The organism is Corallococcus terminator, assembly GCF_003611635.1.
GTDB lineage: Bacteria > Myxococcota > Myxococcia > Myxococcales > Myxococcaceae > Corallococcus > Corallococcus terminator.
The window spans coordinates 1-15,085 of the sequence record NZ_RAVZ01000252.1; the positions used below are offsets into that span (position 1 = coordinate 1).

The window sequence follows — 15,085 nt, forward strand, 5'->3', positions numbered from 1 at the left end:
GGAAGGGACCGAGGGGGAAGGGGCGGGCGAAAGTGGCCGTTGACTCAGGAAAGCGGCTCGGATAGATCCGCCTCCGCTTCGCCGGGCCCGAAGGGCAGTTCCTGGCGCAGCACCGGATATCGGGGAGTGGCTCAGCCTGGTAGAGCACTTGGTTCGGGACCAAGGGGTCGCAGGTTCAAATCCTGTCTCCCCGACCATCAGTGAAGCGGGCTGGAGATCTCAAGGTCTCCAGCCCGTTTTCATTTCCGGGGCTCGCTACTCCGTCCTCGTTCGCATCCGGAGGGCCCGCGCCAGGCGGGTCCTTTGCTGACGCCGACTGCTCGGTCCTAGAGTTGCCAGGATATGGGGAACGAGCTTTCGGCTGAGGAGCAGGCCCGGAAGGAGCTCATCGAGAGCACCTACCAGGCGCGAAAGAAGAGCCTCGCGTTCCGCACCGTGGACCCCAGTTGGCCCCGGCAGGACAAGAAGCAGCAGGACAAGCCGAAGGAGAAGAAGGAGCCCCATGTCGCCGCTCAGCAACTGCTGAAGGGCAATCTTGCCCGTGGCTCGCACATGTATGTGTTCCCCGATGGCAAGGAGGCCAAGGTCGAATCCAACGCATCCTTCTATGCCTGGAACGCCTGGAACTACATCGGCTCGAGTTCCGGCCGCGCGCGCAACGTCTATTCCAGCTCGCCGTATGAGGAGTACCGGTTCTTCGATTCGAATTACCGGCCCAACTTCTATCAGGCCTACCCCCTCGCGGCGCTGGGCAACAAGAGGCGCTTCCTTCGCGGCAAAGAGCAGCGCAACGCACGGCTCACCCGCCGGATCGCCATGTTCGGCCGGGTCGATGAGCTGCAGGACGCCCAGGACGGGGTCGACGTCGACCGGCTTGAATACAGCAAGCGTTATAACAACGCGGCCTCGGGAAACTTCTACCGACAGGACAACGAGAAGGCAAAGAATCCGGCCTACGTGCCCTCGAGGCTCGTGGGGTGCTCGCTCCCGTACGAATGGGAGGCGCACCACATGCTCCCCCAGAACGTGTTCTACACGTACTTCACTCAGGAGGAGATAGAGCTGATCCTTTCGTCCACCTATGACATCAATGATGGACGGAACATCGTCTTCCTGCCCGGAAGCTCGAGTGAAATCTATTGGAAGCCGCACAAGCTCCCGCACCATGTCGGGTGCCATCCCCAGTATGACCAACAGGTCGAGGACTGGCTCCAGTCGGTCAAGGAGACGTTGAAGGAAATCAAGGGCAGGGAGCTACCCCATCCAGATGCGGCAGGCTCCATTGAAACGAGCCTGCATCAGGCGGAGCAACAAGCCTTTGTTTTCATCAAGAACGTCGGCCAGAGAGGGCCGCTCAAGCTGAGCTAGAGGTGTGCGTGCGTTTCTACGTGTTCGCGCTGGACATCTGGAAGAGTGACAATGCCGTGCTCTCGCAGCACCCTCCCGACGTGGATGAGCAGTCCTATCGCTTCAGGGAGGGCGTTCCGCTCGCGACGTGGTTTCCTCCCGGTGTGCCGTACGCCATGAGCTCTCGCTATCCGCAGGCCAGGACTCTTTATGACCTGCAGAACAACACGCTTCAGGTCCTGGTGGTCTCGAAGGCCCTGCGGTCGGTGCTGGAGCGGTTCGCGGGCGAGCACAGCGAGTTTCTCCCCATCACCCTTCGCGACCACCGCGACAAGGTCGCCAGCACGGAGTACTCCATCGTCAACGTGCTCGGGCTGACGGAGTGCGTGGATCGCGCCAACTCGAGCTTCTCTGTCGACCCCTTCATTCCCACGCGACTTTCCCACGTCGAGAAGCTCGTGCTGTTGAAGGACGCCCTTCCGCCGGACCGCCACCTCTTTCGCTTGAAGGAGCGGCCCTGGGCCCACATCGTGAGCGAAACCCTCAAAAAGGCCATCGAGGACCAGGGGCTGATGGGCATGAGCTTCGTCCCGCCCGAGGAGTTTGCTTCGGCCATGTACCGGTGTGCCTGAGCCACCAGCGCCATGCCCACCCTTCGGCTCTATCTGGAGAACGCCCGCGACTACGTGCTGGACACCGCGGAGCGCTACGACCCGCGAGCACCGCTCGAAGCACGCATTGAGGCATTCCGCGTCTACAGCCTGGCCTTGAAGATGGTTGCTTATGCGAGGCTCCTGCTGGAAAGCGACGTCGAAGGCTTCTTCGTCAACCTCTACCGTGTGGCGGCCAATGGCCTGCAGTTGCTCCGGGTGGTCCGTGAGGAGCCGCAAGGCACCGGGCGTATTCCCGCCTCCAGCAATGATGGGCTCCTGGCCGCGCTCGTGACGGCCCCCGCGCTCGCAGGGGAACTCGCCACGCTGTCAGCGCGCGAGCGCCTCCCCCCTGAGTACGAGGATGAGTTCCTCGGCGCGTTCTTCCTCCAGGAGGCGATTCGCCCGCGAGCACCCGGCGAGCCGCCTGCGGACCTTGAATCCATCAGCGACCGGCTGGAGCAGGCCTGGGAGAAGGAGACACCGCACGCGAGGGCCCTGCGAGCGCTCGCGCGCAGGGACTGGGCGGGGTTCGACTTGGCCTTCCATGCGTGGAATCAGGAAGCCGCGGCGGCGCTGGACCGCACCGCCGAAGCTGCCGGAGCCCCCTGGTCCCTGGGGCTGACCCGCCATGTCTGGCTCGAAGGGCTCGCGGTGCTCAATCTTGCGGAGCACCAGGGTTGCCCCCTGGCACCAGCGGTGCGGCCGAAGATTCCGGGGCTCTTGCTCAGAGCCCGCCCCGTGCTCGTGGGCGTGAACCCGCTCATCCTTGGCGCATCGCGGCCGGGGGATGAGGACTTATGAGCGCCGGGGCTTCCCGGGTGCGGGGCGGCTCCCTCCAGGGGTACTCGGTCACGGGCATTGGCCTGGCTTCATCCTTGGGGGACGCCATCCAGGCGTGCGCCGCCGCGCGTGCGGGCATCGTTCGGACGAAGCCGCTTCCCTTCGCCGCGGGCATGGATGGGCTTGAGCCCGCTCTCGTCAACGGGCATTCCTGCTGGGAGGTGGACGGCTTCGGAAGCTTCGGACGTCTGAGCTGCCTGGCCGCGATTGCGCTCGAAGACCTGTTTTCCCGCTGGTCTCCGAAGCAGGTGGCCCCTTCTCGCACGGTCCTGCTGCTCAATCAGCCCCTGGCCATCGAGCGCCCCTCCCTGGATGAGCATCTGGGCTTTCTGTGGGAGCAGGGACAGGAGGAGACAGAGGGAGAGGCGCTGCTGCGGTGCCTGAAGCCCCTGCTGCCCATGTTCTTGCTCGATGCCCCGGTGCAATTCCTCCAGGCCGGGCACGCAGGAGGGCTGCTGGCCATTGAGACCGCGGTGGAAATCCTCCAGGCCGGTCGCGCGGACGCATGCATCGTCTGCTGCGTCGATAGCTACCTGGACCTGAGCACCCTGGAGTGGCTGAACGCGACTGGGAGACTGAAGTCGGTGAGTCAGCCCGTGGGTTTCATGCCGGGGGAAGGGGCGGGAGCATTTGTCATTGAATCCGAGGTGGCGGCTCGTCGCCGTGGAGCGGGGAGCCTTGCGACGTTGGATGCACTGGGAGTAGGCCGGGAGCCTCACGGGTACTTCGATGAGGACTTCAGTCCCCGAGGCGAGGCGTTGTCGGCGGCGCTCCTCCAGGCAGGGTGTATCCGTGACTCCCAGGTGCGGGATGTCGGGCTGATCCTGTCGGATCTGAATGGACAGACGCGCCGTGCCATGGATTGGGGGTATGCGCTCAGCCGGTGTGTTGGGGTCAGCGGAGTATTTGGGGGCATGAGGCTCTGGCCGCTGCCCGTGAACTTCGGTGATGTGGGCAGCGCGACAGGCGCCTTTCTCGTCTGCAATGCCGTGCGTGCCTTCACCCGTGGGTACTCCCTCGGGAAGCAGGTCCTCCTCTTCGCATGCTCGGAAGATGGACAGCGGGCGGCGGTCGCCCTCAGCGCGCCTCGGTGATTCCGAGCCCCAGTGACGACGCGCGCGGCCTCCGTGGCGGTCATCTCCGTGGAGCTCTTCACGCACAGCCATGCAGTCGCTTCGGCGAGATAGGCGCTTTGGGGCACATGCCCTTCGACCACCCGCTGCGGTATTTGCTGGAGCCGTTCCGATGATCGTTTGAGACCGCCCCCGAACCTCGCGGCGCTCTGGGGGCTCGCCGCGATGCTGTTGTTGCCGCTGGGGTTCGCATGCCGCTGGTCCGTGAGGCTCAGCATGTGGGCAACTGCGGCCTGGCGCTCAACACCCGCCTACCTGGCGGGCTGGGTCACGGTGGCCTGCTGCAGGGCCACGTTCGTCTGCGACAGGATGCGGCCATTCATCGTCGCGCCGGTCTGCAAGGTGACGTCGGTCTTGCAGAGCAGGACACCCGCGAAGTGCGCGCCGGTCCCGACCGTCGTCCGGCCGGCGACCTGCCAGAACACGTTCTTCGCCAGCGCCCCTCCCGTCAGGGTGACGCGCTTGGAGGCACTCATCGTCAGATCCCCCGTCGTCTGGAAGATCCACACGTCGTTCGGACCGCCGGAGAGGGTCACGTCCGCCGGCAGGGTCACCGTGCTCGTCCACTTGTAGAGCCCCGGGACGAGCGTCTTCCCTCCGATGTTGCCGGAGCCCAGGTTGAGGAAGTCGGGCGTCGGGCGGCCCGCCGCGTTGTTGTAGGCGCCCTCCATGTTGCTGACCGCCGTGGTCAGGATCGAAGGCGTCGGCACCGCGGAGTTGGCGGCGTATGCCTTGCCGACAAGCTGGGAGGAGAGCGCGAAGACATTCGTGGCATCCGCGACCAGCGAGAAGCCGGTGAAGTAGCTGGCGGCGGCGGGACTGACGCCCATGTCCCCCGTCACCCTCGAAGCAGGCACCGAAGAGACGCCGCTCTTCGCCAGGATGGCGAAGTTGCCCGCCGTGCCCAGCGACACCGGCATGGGCCCCTTCGCGGCCGTGGCGCCCGTCTGGAAGCTCCAGGCGAAGGGCTCCGCCAGCAGGTTGCCGTTCAGGTCCTTGATGCCGGAGCCGAGTGAGGCGGTGAAAAGGGTGTTGGAAGCCAGCGCGCTTTCAGGAGTGAACGTCGCGGTGGTGCCGGGACCGTACGTCACGCGACCCGACACCTGCGTGTCACCCTGCCGCACCGTGAAGGAGCCAGAGGTGAGGGAGAGCGGATCCATCGCCTTGCTGAAGGTCGCGGTGATCTTCCGGTTGATGGCCATGTCGGTGGTATCCGCGGAGGGTGTCGTCTCCCCTATCCTGGGAGGGCTGGTATCGGCGGCCACGCCCGTCGTGAAGCTCCAGGAGCGGGCCGCCGCGAAGCTGACACCTGCCGTGGACTTCGCGCTGGAGGTGATGGTGGCGGTGAAGACGGTGCTCGCGGCCAGGCTGCTGGAAGGCGCGAACGTCGAACTCGTGCCGTCGGCGCTGGTCGCCACGGTGCCGGGAACCAGCGTCGCCCCCTGCTTCAGCGTGAAGGTCGACGCACCCAGGGGCTCCATGGCCATGTCGAAGGCCACGGACAGCGTCGCGTTGAGCGGCACGTCGGGCTGTCCATCCAGAGGGGACGTCGAGGTGAACTCTGGCGGCGGCGGTGTCAGGGGCGCGTCCGTCTCCTCTCCACAGGAGGCGACGACGAGCGCCAGCAGAAGGAGGCCAAGCCGGGCCGAAAGACCGCCGCGGACGGACGGGTGGCGGGAACCTGCGATGAAGGATTGCATGGGAGCTCGGGGGGGACCGCGGACGAAGCGAAACGCTTCAAGTCCAGGGCGGTGCGTCAGGAGGAATCCGTTACCCCGAGCGAGGCTCGTCAGGGAGGAGTCAGTGCGCAATATAGGCTGTTAATCGCTTACGTCAATGGTGCGACAAACATTGTCAAAAATCGCCGCCCGCTGCGGCCCCCACGGATGACGCGACGGAGAAGGGCTCGACGGTGGCGCCGGTCTGGTTCGTCCGGTCGTGGACGTTTGCGTCACGCCACCGCGCCACGAAGGTGCCTGCGGGCCGCGGCATGTCGCGTGGGAGCCGCGTCCTCAATGACATACATTCAAGTCTCCGGTGATGCCTCGCCGTGGCCCTGAAGATATCCAGGGGATGGCGAAGGACCGCTTCGGGGTCGGGCTGTTGCTCGGCAGCCCCTGAGCCGGCTCCAGCGCTGCATCTGCTTAAGGAGGTCGGGGCCGCGCTCAAGGGGGCCGGACTCCACCGCGTCGTCGGAGGGAAGAAGCAGACCGGGGCGAACTTCGAGCAGATCCGGGCCTCCGGCGGGACCCCCACCGACATCAGCGAGCAGGTGGACGCTTCGGGCTTTTCCGTGCTGGACGTGGCGGGTGCGCGTGGGCAGCCTTGCGCGTCGGTCCACCCTTCACGTTTCGAACCCAGGAGTCCTTCCCATGAAGCTCAAGGCACTGTGCCTCTCCGTGTCGCTGCTGGCCCTCCCTGGAGTGGCCTCCGCGCAGCTCCCGCTGGACGCCCTCAAGAAGACCGCGGGCGACGCCGGCAAGGGTGCCGTCGAGAAGCGCGTCAACACCAAGCTGATGGACGAGGGCCGGAAGAATCAGTGCAGCTTCAAGTCGGGCACCGCCGACCTGGACGCCGGCTGCGACGCGAAGCTGAAGAAGCTGGCTGCGGCCCTCATCGACGCCAAGAAGCAGCTCGATGGCGCCGGAGCGAAGAGCTACAAGTTCGAGGTCTCCGGCCACACGGACTCGTCCGGTGACGCGGCGAAGAACAAGAAGCTCAGCGAGCAGCGTGCGGAGACCCTCGTCAAGGAGCTGGTGACGCGCGGCGTTCCCCGCAACGAAATCATCGCCGTGGGCTTCGGCTCCGAGAAGCCCCTGGTGAAGCCGGACGACACGGCGGCCAAGAAGGCGAAGAACCGCCGCTACGAGTTGCAGGTCCGCTTGTAGCCGTCAGCGGGCCCCCGCGGCCACGGCGCCCGCGGCCCTCGCCGCGAGCGCCACCACGGTGTCCGCTTGGCCGGCCCGGCTACGATCCATGACCCCGGCCCGTTACACTTCTTTTCGGGGCACGTTCGCCGACCCGGTGGAATGATGGGGTTCCTGCGGTCGCGCGGTGCTCTCATGAAAAACAAGCTCATCGACTACTTCCGCCGCGTCTCTCCTCTGTCGGACGAGGAAGCCCAGGCCATCCTGGACAGCATGGTGGTGAAGACCTGTCTGAAGGGCACGCACCTGCTCATGGCGGGGCAGGTCTGCACCGAGGCCTATTTCGTCCTCCAGGGCTGCGTCCGCCAGTACTACGCCGTCGACGGTGAAGAGCGCAGCAACGGGTTCTTCACCGAGGACGACTGGGTCCTCTCGATTCACAGCATGATGAACCAGACCCCGGCGGATCATTTCCTGGTCTGCGCGGAAGACACCACGGTGGTGGTGGGGACCGAGCAACGCGAGGGGGACCTGTATCGACGCTTCCCTCGCTTCGAGAGCATCTCCCGAATGGTGATGCAGAAGGTCCTGGCGGAACAGCAGGAGTGGTTCGCTTCCTATCTCACCGATACCCCGGAGCAGCGCTACCTCAAGCTCTCGAAGACGCGGCCGGACATCCTCCAGCGGATTCCCCAGTATCAACTGGCCAGCTACATCGGCGTGAAGCCCGAGTCGCTGAGCCGGATCCGAAAGCGTATCGCCACGCGCGGCAAGCCGGCTACGCCGCGACGGAAGGCGTGACCGTCCGGAACCCCTTGGTGATGAGCCAGCCGCAGAGGAACAGCTCGAACAGGCCCCCGGGCCCGGAGAAGAGGATGCCCCACGGCAGCCCGAAGAGCTCGAGCACGGCCCCCAGCGCCAGAAGCCCGTAGCCCACCGCGCCCACCAGCGGGAGCAGCGATGGAAGACGCCGGGATTGGTACAGCGACAGGCAGAACGCCACGCTGCCGACTCCCAGGGTGATCATCGCGAGCTGGTACGCCCAGAAGTTCCCCTTCGAGAAGAGTTTGAACAGGGTCACCAGCTCCGGCGTCGTCTGCCCTTGCGCGGATTCTCCGAGCTGGAGGATGCACAGAAGGAACACCACTCCGATGATGAGGACCAGCGCCTCCATGACCCGCGTGCAGACGTAGGCGACGGCGATGCCCAGGCTCCGCTCGCGGAGTATCGGGAAGAACAGCACTCCAATCCCGACGACGAGGATGGAGTTCAACAGGAGCAGCAGCGCGCCCCCGACGAACGGCGTCCTCTGACCGGCCATTACGGCCAGATGCTCCGGCTCCTTCAGGACGGATGTGACGAGCGCGGTGCCGATGCCGTAGGCGAGGAACGAAAAGAGAAAGAGCATTCCCAGGGAGCGGGAGTGAAGGCGGGGGATGTTCATCGCGAGGGCTCCAGAACGTTCAGCGACGTTGTGGCCTCGAGAGTGGGGGAGAGCGCCCTCGCCCGCATTGACGAGGGTTAATAAACCGGTTCCTTTTCCGGACTGTCAGGGTCCCAAAACGGAGAGCACCCCCGCCTGGGGCACCCGCTGCTGTGCGCTCGCCTCGGTGATGGGCCGGAACTTCAGGGAGACGTCCTGCTGTAGACTGCGCACCGTGACGCTCGACCCCATCGCGTTCCAGAAGACGTACCTCTACGAGACCCGGGCCTCCTTGCCACGGGTGCTGGAGGACCTGAAGGTCCTGGGCTCCATCGATGCGCTGGCGGAACGCAGGCGTCGCAGGCTGTGGGCCTCCGCCTGGTGAATGCTGGGGCTGGGCATGGCCAGCTTCTGCCTCGTAGGCATGCTGGGCCAGCAGTTCCTGGCCGAAGTCCTCTCGCTCTCATACGAAGAGCGCCAGGGCTACGACGAGCTGCACGTGTACGTGTTCTGGGCCTTCGCGCTGACGTCGGTGGTGCTCTTCCTCGTGCGCAGGCGGGCCCGCAGGAGCGACCTGGAGGACCGGCGCTACGGTTTGGTGGCCACGCTGCTGAAGCGCCTGTGGGTGGACCTGGATGAGAACGCGCCCGTGGAATTGAAGCTGGACCTGTCGCCGTGCGACGAAGCACGCAAGTCCGTGGGCAAGCTCAAGCGGGGCAAGTGGAACTGCGAGGACTTCACCGACCCGTGGCTGTCGTTGAAGGGCCGTTTCGCGGACGGCACGCATCTGCACGTGTCCATGGTGGAGCGCCTCCAGAAGCGCAAGCGCTTCGCGACAGTCGGGAGGGGCAAGAGGAGGCTCAAACTCAAACGCAAGGGCAAGGCGCTGCTCCAGGTGGGGCTGCGCGTGAAGCCGGAGCGCTTCCCGGGGCTCTCGAGGCTGGACGCGAGCGCGAGGCGGGCCGTGCGGCTGCCGGCGGGCGTCAAGCTGTCACGGCTGGACGTGGCCGGGGACCGGGTGTCCATGCGCGCCCTGCTGGACCTGGATTGGGTGGACCGCGTCGCCAGCGAGCCGGAAGCGAAGAAGGAACTCAACCCGTTGGACCCGTCGGGAATCCGCACGTCCCCGGCGCACGACGCGTCGCGGGCCGCCACCATGATGCTGCTGAGCCTGTACCAGGTGCTCAACTTCGCCCGTTCCGCGCGCCATCACGGGAACAAGCGGGCCCTGCCGTGAACCGCCCGCGCTGACCCGTTCGAGCCCCGGAAGCGAACCGCTCCTGGGACCGCGTGGACTTCAGGCCCGCGTCTTCACGGGGGAATCACGGACCCACCACGGTGAAGTCGTCGAGGACCAGGCTGCGGCTCACTCGCCACGCCGGCCCCTCCTTTCTGGCGGTTCACAACCGTTCGCCGGGCAAGCGGCTGGCTTGCTTCACCCAGTCGGTGAACCGGGCTTCGTCGAGCGGTTCATCCTCGTGGATGTCCAGGTAGCGCGCTTCCTGGGTCTTGGATTCGCCAGGGGGAAGAGGACGCAGTTGCCGGCGCAATCGTAGGCGATGGCGACAATCGTATGCGTGCCTGACAGGCCCGTGGCGTTCCACGTCATCGTGTACGGCGCGGTGGTCGCGAAGGGAGTCAGCGAGGTGCCGTCCACCTGGAAGGCGATGGACGCCAGCTCCATGTTGTCACTGCCGGTCGCGGAGAGCGTGACGCCGCCGCATTGCATCTGCTCAAGTGCCGCCATCGAACTTCCCCGGGAGGGACTGGATGGACGGCACGTACAAGTCATTGCGCATCGAGAAGGGCGAGGGCGTCGCCGAGCTGGTGCTCATCGGCCCGGGCAAGGGCAACGCCATGGGCCCCGACTTCTGGCGGGAAATGCCCGAGGCGCTCCGCGACCTGGACGCCGACGACGCCGTGCGCGTGGTGCTGGTGCGCGGCGAGGGCAACCACTTCACCTACGGCCTGGACCTGATGGGGATGATGGAGACCCTCGGGCCGCTGCTCACCGCCGAGAGCAACCTGGCGCTGGAGCGCAGCAAGTTGCTCAAGCTGATTGGTGAGATGCAGCAGGGCACGGAAGGGGTGGCGCGGTGCAAGAAGCCCGTCATCGCCGCGGTGCATGGGTGGTGCATTGGCGGGGGCATGGACCTCATCGCCGCGTGTGACTTCCGGTACTGCTCGCAGGACGCGAAGTTCTCCCTGCGCGAGGTGAAGGTCGGCATCGTCGCGGACCTTGGCGCGCTCCAGCGGCTGCCGCGCATCATCGGCGATGGGAACACGCGCGAACTGGCCTACACCGGCGGCGACGTGGACTCGGCGCGCGCGCTGCGCATGGGCCTGGTCAACGAAGTCTTCCCCACGCCCGAGGCCCTGCTCACGGAGGCGCGGGCGACGGCGCGGCGCATCGCAGACAACCCGCCGCTCGTCATCCAGGGCGCCAAGCAGGTGATGGAGTACTGCGCGGACAAGTCCATCGCGGATGGGCTGCGTTACGTGGCGGTGTGGAATTCGGCATTCCTCCAGTCGCATGACCTGACGGAGGCCTTCTCCGCCTTCGCCGAGCGCCGGCCGCCCCGCTTCCAGGGACGCTGACGCGCCGGCCCAACCCGGGGAGGCTTCAACTCCCCGGGGACCGCGAGCGGCGGACGGCTCAGCCTTCCACGGGACGGGTGAGGCCCAGCGTGTCCGCGTAGCTGTGCAGCCCGCGAATGTGATTGCCACCGTCGACGGCGAGGGTGTCGCCGGTGATCCATGACGCGAGGTCGCTGCAGAGGAACGACACCACCTTCGCCACGTCCTCCGGCTCGCCACACGGCTTTCCGAGCGGCGTGTGGGCGAGGAACTCCCGCCCCATGGCTCCCGTCAGGAGGCCGGCCCCCTCGGCCAGGGGCGTGCGGATGGCTCCCGGGGCCACGACATTCACACGGATGCCGTACCGCCCCAGCTCCGACGCCGCGACCTTCGAGAAGTTCGCGAGCCCCGCCTTGGAGGCGCAGTAGTGGGCGAGCCCGTCCGTCACGGACGTCTGATTCAACGAGGAGATGTTGACGATGGAGCCCTGCTGCTTCGCGGCGACGAGCGCCTTCGCGAGTGCCTGGGTGAACAGGAAGGGCCCCTTGAGATTGATGGCCAGGACCTGGTCGAACTCCTCCACCGGCAACTCGAGGAGCGGGCGGAGGGTGGCCGACCCCGCGTTGTTCACCAGGATCCCCGGGAGGCCGAACTCCCGCGTGGCAACCTCGATGGCCCGCGCCACATCCTCCGCGCTGACCACGTCTCCCGCGAAGGGTACGGCCCGCGTGCGCCCCTCCATCACCCGGTTGAGCTCTCCGGCAGCCGCCTCCACCTTCTCCGGGGTCCGCCCGAAGAGGAGGACGTTGGCTCCGTCCCGCATGAGGCGCGCGGCGATCCCCAGCCCGATGCCCTGGCCTGCTCCCGTCACGATGGCACTGCTCGATACCAGCTTCATGGTGGCTCCTGTGTGCTTCGCGGACGGTGCGAATCTACTTCACCGCGCGCGGGTGAAGCGGACGTCGTGGTCCTTGACCTTGTCGGCGGCGAAGGGGCGGAGCCAAGCGCCTTCGTCGGTCACGGCGGCGCGGTCCTCCTGGGACAGGCGCTTGAGTGCGTGTTGGCAGGCGGGGTTGGCGCGCTGAGCCAGCAACGCGCCTGGATCTACCCGCGCACGACACGGAGGCGAGCGACACCCGCGAGCTTGAGCGCGAAGACGCCGAGAACGGCGACGGTCTGTCCCGCGACGATCGCGACGCCAACTCCCGACATCCCAGGTGTGTACGCCACGAGGAGCGCTCCGCTGCCGAGCACCCACGAGGCGTCGACCGCGAGGTGTACCCACGCCGCGCGCAATGGGACCACCGGCTGGGTGGCTGTCCACGCATTGAAACCGGCCCAGGGCACCAGGAACAGCCCCACGCAGAACAGGAAGGCCGGGGGCAGCGGCCAGCCGGCGAGCGTGGTGAGAGGCGTGGCCCAGAGCAGCAACACGGCGCCCATGAAGATGGCGGCGAAGGCATCGAGGCGGTAGACGAGGCGGTCATTCATGAGGAGCACTTCCGGTGTCAGGATGAGCCCCGAAGACTCCAGGTCCCCGGGGCACCCCGCAATGACCTGGGAGGGAAGTGCGGCGTCGTTCATCATCGGTCATCGCGTGGGGAGGACTGCTGTGCGTGACGTCGATGACAAGGGTGCCAGTCGCGCCACGGTGCGACGGAAGGTCGCGGCGGCTGCCGTCAGCGAGCTGGGCGCGCTGTTGAAGGAATGGCGCGCGTTGCGAGGCAAGAGCCAGCTCACCCTGGCGCTCGACGCCGAGGTCTCGCCACGCCACCTGGCCTTCATCGAATCGGGCCGGACGGCGCCCAGCCAGGACATGGTGCTGCGGCTGGCCGATGTGCTGCTGCTCGGGTTGCGAGAGCGCAACGTCCTGCTCGTGGCGGCCGGCTACGCGCCGCAGTTCGGCGAAGGCGCCTGGGACAGCGAAGAGATGAAGGAACTTCGTCAGGCGGCGACGATGATTCTCGCAGCGCACGACCCTCACCCCGCCTTGGTGCTCAATGCGGCATCCACGGTGCTCGACGCGAACGTCGGCGCGCTCACGCTGATGGGGGAGGGGCGAGACGCGCTCGGGCGAATCAACCTGATGGACCTGGTCTTCTCTCCAGGACGGGTCCGGTCGGCCATCGGGAACTGGCAGGAGGTGGCGGGCTTCCTGCTCTACCGGCTGCGGGAGAACGCCCGGCTGCGCGGTCCCCATTCCGAGGTCGCGCGCGTGCTGGCGCGCGTGCTCGCCTTCCCCGACGCGCGTCACCTCCCGCCGATGCCCGGCGGCTCGGGGGCCGTGCTGGTGCCGTTGACCTTCACCTTCAATGGCGTCACCTCGCACTGGTTCACCACGGTCACCACCTTCGGGGCACCTCTTCATGCCCTGGCCGAGGAGATCACCATCGAGCAGTTCCACCCGCGCGGCGCCGTGTAATGGATTGAAGCATGAAAAAGGACCACGCTTCGTGAAGACAACCACATCAAAAGACGGCACGGTGCTCGCCTACGACGTTCATGGCAGCGGCCCGCCGCTCATCTACATCACCGGCGCGAGCTGCTTCCGCTCGTTCATGCCAATCGTCCAGGACGTCAAGGGCTTCGCCAGGGAGTTCACCGTCTACAACTACGATCGCCGCGGACGTGGCGACAGCGGCGACACCTTGCCGTGGACGGTTGAGCGCGAGGTCGAAGACATCGAAGCCATGATTGACGCCGCCGGGGGCGAAGCTTGTTTGTTCGGCCATTCTTCTGGCGCGGTGCTTGCGCTCGAAGCCGCCTTGCGGCTTGGCGGCAAGGTTCGGAAGGTGGTGCTGTATGACGCGGCCTACGTGCATGATGAGACGGCAAAAGCCCGGTACATGATCTTGGGGCAGGCGGTTCTCAAGCTGCTTGAGGAGGGGAAGAACGCAGAGGCGATGAAGTCCTTCTTGAAGGGCATTGGGATGCCGAAGGCCTTCGTCTTCCTGCTGCCATTGGTCCCCGGCTGGCGAACCATGAAGGCACTCGCGCCAACCCTTGCGTACGACCTCGCTTTGACCCGCGAGCTGCCGCCTGTTGAGCGGGCCGCTGGGGTTGCCGTGCCAATGCAAGTCATGGTCGGGCAGAAGAGCCCTTCCGGCCTGCGCGATGTCGCGAATCAACTGGCCAGGGCGATACCCAATGCGAAGTTCGCCGAACTTGCAGGCCAGGATCACATGGTCAGTGTAAAGGCATTGCTCCCCAGGCTTGTGGAGTTCTTGAAGTAGATGGCCGGCTTTGCCTCAGGACGCGGGGAGCTCCTCCTCCAGCTCGGCCTGGATGCCCGCCTCGACGAGCGCCTCCGTGAGCCGCACTCCCACGGCCTGCGCGCGCCGCGCCGCCAGGGACGTGTTGAGACCATCCGTGCCCAGGTCGTTGGTCCGGCCCACGATGAGGAGCCGCACGTTGGCGTCGTACGCGTGCCAGGGCCGAGCCCAGTCTGCGAGAGCGCTCCGGAAGACCGCGGGCGAGCCCCGGGCGCCCCCTTCCAGTAACAGGGGCTCCTCGCCCCCATGCGCCATGAAGAGGCTGAAGGTGGCGTCGGAGGGGCGCTCCGGCGTGGTGGTAGGGGGCGGCCCGTTCCCAGGTGCCGGAGCCGTGAGGCCCGTCTTCACGGTGACGAGCGCGACCGTGTCGGACTTCACGTCGTCGGCGCCGCCCACCCCGAGCTGCGCGACGCCCTCGGCCGGTTGGATGGCATGCACCGAGTGCCAGCTCCGCAGCGAGTGGGCTGGCTCCACCGAAAGCGCCTTCAGCCGCGTGCCGTCGCGCAGGAAGACGCCGGCCTCGCAGCCGATGACGAGCTCGCCCCGTTCGAGCAAGTGGATGGCGACGCACCGCTGGTGGCCTCCCGTGCGGGATCTCAGCAGGTGGTAGCCCAGGGTCCCCCGGGCGATGGGGCCGGGGAGCTGGCCGAGCGCGCCGAGGGTGAAGGAGGCGCCCGTGGCGGTGGCGCGCTCGCCCGACAAATCCCAGCGCCATTCCGTCCGGCTGTCGTCGCTGGTGCTGAACACCAGACCCGCCAGCTCCGCCGCGGTGCCGCTCACGTGGAGGACGTTGAGCACGCGCCTGCCGGGGCCAAGGAGGAGGTCGATGCGAGGGCCCTGCTGGGGCCTGCTGTCGACGAAGACGAAGGAGGTCGTGCCCAGGCCCACGGGCTTGCCGTCCTCGTCGGGGGGGCGGGCCGTGAGCTTCAGCTCCTGGCCGGGCAGGGCGACGAAGTCCGGCGAGGTGAGCCCC

At 66.7% G+C, this 15,085-nt stretch carries 17 protein-coding genes and 1 tRNA gene; 12 read left to right on the forward strand and 6 right to left on the reverse strand.

Annotated features, from left to right (window positions below):
- Positions 1-120 precede the first annotated feature (120 nt).
- From D7V88_RS29155 to D7V88_RS43180, 5 genes are all read left to right on the forward strand, one after another.
- A tRNA-Pro gene (locus D7V88_RS29155) sits at positions 121-197 on the forward strand.
- Between the two features lie 145 nt (positions 198-342).
- Positions 343-1,368 (forward strand): AHH domain-containing protein, encoded by a 1,026-nt coding sequence (locus D7V88_RS29160; protein ID WP_120543894.1) that lies wholly within the window; start codon positions 343-345, stop codon positions 1,366-1,368.
- Between the two features lie 8 nt (positions 1,369-1,376).
- The gene (locus tag D7V88_RS29165) at positions 1,377-1,979 is read left to right on the forward strand and encodes an imm11 family protein (RefSeq protein ID WP_147448909.1); all 603 of its coding nucleotides are present in this window, start codon (positions 1,377-1,379) and stop codon (positions 1,977-1,979) included.
- A 12-nt stretch (positions 1,980-1,991) separates the two neighbouring features.
- Positions 1,992-2,801 (forward strand): hypothetical protein, encoded by an 810-nt coding sequence (locus D7V88_RS29170; RefSeq protein ID WP_120543896.1) that lies wholly within the window; start codon positions 1,992-1,994, stop codon positions 2,799-2,801.
- The gene (locus D7V88_RS43180; RefSeq protein WP_158625172.1) at positions 2,798-3,934 is read left to right on the forward strand and encodes a beta-ketoacyl synthase N-terminal-like domain-containing protein; all 1,137 of its coding nucleotides are present in this window, start codon (positions 2,798-2,800) and stop codon (positions 3,932-3,934) included. Before D7V88_RS29170 ends, D7V88_RS43180 begins: the two co-directional genes overlap by 4 nt.
- Before the next feature lie 290 nt (positions 3,935-4,224).
- Here the strand turns inward: D7V88_RS43180 and D7V88_RS29180 are convergent, their stop codons facing one another.
- Positions 4,225-5,673 carry an ice-binding family protein gene (locus tag D7V88_RS29180; protein ID WP_120543897.1) on the reverse strand — a complete coding sequence of 483 codons (1,449 nt, stop codon included), beginning with the start codon at positions 5,671-5,673 and terminating at the stop codon, positions 4,225-4,227.
- A 672-nt stretch (positions 5,674-6,345) separates the two neighbouring features.
- Between D7V88_RS29180 and D7V88_RS29185 the strand changes: the two genes are divergently transcribed.
- The gene (locus D7V88_RS29185) at positions 6,346-6,861 is read left to right on the forward strand and encodes an OmpA family protein (RefSeq protein WP_120543898.1); all 516 of its coding nucleotides are present in this window, start codon (positions 6,346-6,348) and stop codon (positions 6,859-6,861) included.
- Between the two features lie 174 nt (positions 6,862-7,035).
- Positions 7,036-7,641: a Crp/Fnr family transcriptional regulator gene (locus tag D7V88_RS29190; RefSeq protein WP_120543899.1), complete on the forward strand. Its 606-nt coding sequence runs from the start codon at positions 7,036-7,038 to the stop codon at positions 7,639-7,641.
- Here the strand turns inward: D7V88_RS29190 and D7V88_RS29195 are convergent.
- The gene (locus D7V88_RS29195) at positions 7,619-8,284 is read right to left on the reverse strand and encodes a DUF4386 domain-containing protein (RefSeq protein ID WP_120543900.1); all 666 of its coding nucleotides are present in this window, start codon (positions 8,282-8,284) and stop codon (positions 7,619-7,621) included. The two genes, D7V88_RS29190 and D7V88_RS29195, sit on opposite strands and share 23 nt — an antisense overlap.
- 214 nt (positions 8,285-8,498) lie before the next feature.
- On the opposite strand from D7V88_RS29195, the gene D7V88_RS43185 reads away from it, so the two are divergent.
- Both D7V88_RS43185 and D7V88_RS29200 read left to right on the forward strand, forming a co-directional pair.
- Entirely contained in the window at positions 8,499-8,648 is a 150-nt protein-coding gene (locus D7V88_RS43185) for a hypothetical protein (protein WP_158625173.1), read from the forward strand.
- A gap of 15 nt (positions 8,649-8,663) precedes the next feature.
- Entirely contained in the window at positions 8,664-9,500 is an 837-nt protein-coding gene (locus D7V88_RS29200; RefSeq protein WP_147448910.1) for a hypothetical protein, read from the forward strand.
- 198 nt (positions 9,501-9,698) lie between these two features.
- Here D7V88_RS29200 and D7V88_RS43910 read toward each other — a convergent pair whose 3' ends face one another.
- On the reverse strand, positions 9,699-10,055 hold the full coding sequence (locus D7V88_RS43910; protein ID WP_279636095.1) for an Ig-like domain-containing protein: 357 nt from the start codon (positions 10,053-10,055) through the stop codon (positions 9,699-9,701).
- On the opposite strand from D7V88_RS43910, the gene D7V88_RS29210 reads away from it, so the two are divergent.
- Positions 10,034-10,861, forward strand: a complete 828-nt coding sequence (locus tag D7V88_RS29210; protein ID WP_120543902.1) for a crotonase/enoyl-CoA hydratase family protein — start codon at positions 10,034-10,036, stop codon at positions 10,859-10,861. The genes D7V88_RS43910 and D7V88_RS29210 overlap by 22 nt on opposite strands.
- Positions 10,862-10,919: 58 nt before the next feature.
- Here D7V88_RS29210 and D7V88_RS29215 read toward each other — a convergent pair whose 3' ends face one another.
- Together D7V88_RS29215 and D7V88_RS29220 are read right to left on the reverse strand one after the other, a co-directional pair.
- Positions 10,920-11,738, reverse strand: coding sequence for an SDR family NAD(P)-dependent oxidoreductase (locus tag D7V88_RS29215; protein WP_120543903.1), 819 nt, complete (start codon positions 11,736-11,738; stop codon positions 10,920-10,922).
- A 206-nt stretch (positions 11,739-11,944) separates the two neighbouring features.
- Positions 11,945-12,427: a hypothetical protein gene (locus D7V88_RS29220; protein WP_244238461.1), complete on the reverse strand. Its 483-nt coding sequence runs from the start codon at positions 12,425-12,427 to the stop codon at positions 11,945-11,947.
- A 25-nt stretch (positions 12,428-12,452) separates the two neighbouring features.
- Here D7V88_RS29220 and D7V88_RS29225 point away from each other — a divergent pair, with 25 nt between their 5' ends.
- Together D7V88_RS29225 and D7V88_RS29230 are read left to right on the forward strand one after the other, a co-directional pair.
- Entirely contained in the window at positions 12,453-13,262 is an 810-nt protein-coding gene (locus tag D7V88_RS29225) for an MmyB family transcriptional regulator (protein ID WP_244238462.1), read from the forward strand.
- A 31-nt stretch (positions 13,263-13,293) separates the two neighbouring features.
- The gene (locus D7V88_RS29230; protein ID WP_120543905.1) at positions 13,294-14,073 is read left to right on the forward strand and encodes an alpha/beta fold hydrolase; all 780 of its coding nucleotides are present in this window, start codon (positions 13,294-13,296) and stop codon (positions 14,071-14,073) included.
- A 15-nt stretch (positions 14,074-14,088) separates the two neighbouring features.
- On the opposite strand, the gene D7V88_RS43195 is transcribed toward D7V88_RS29230, so the two are convergent.
- The coding region (locus D7V88_RS43195; protein WP_158625175.1) for an OmpA family protein at positions 14,089-15,085 on the reverse strand (997 nt) is incomplete at its 5' end.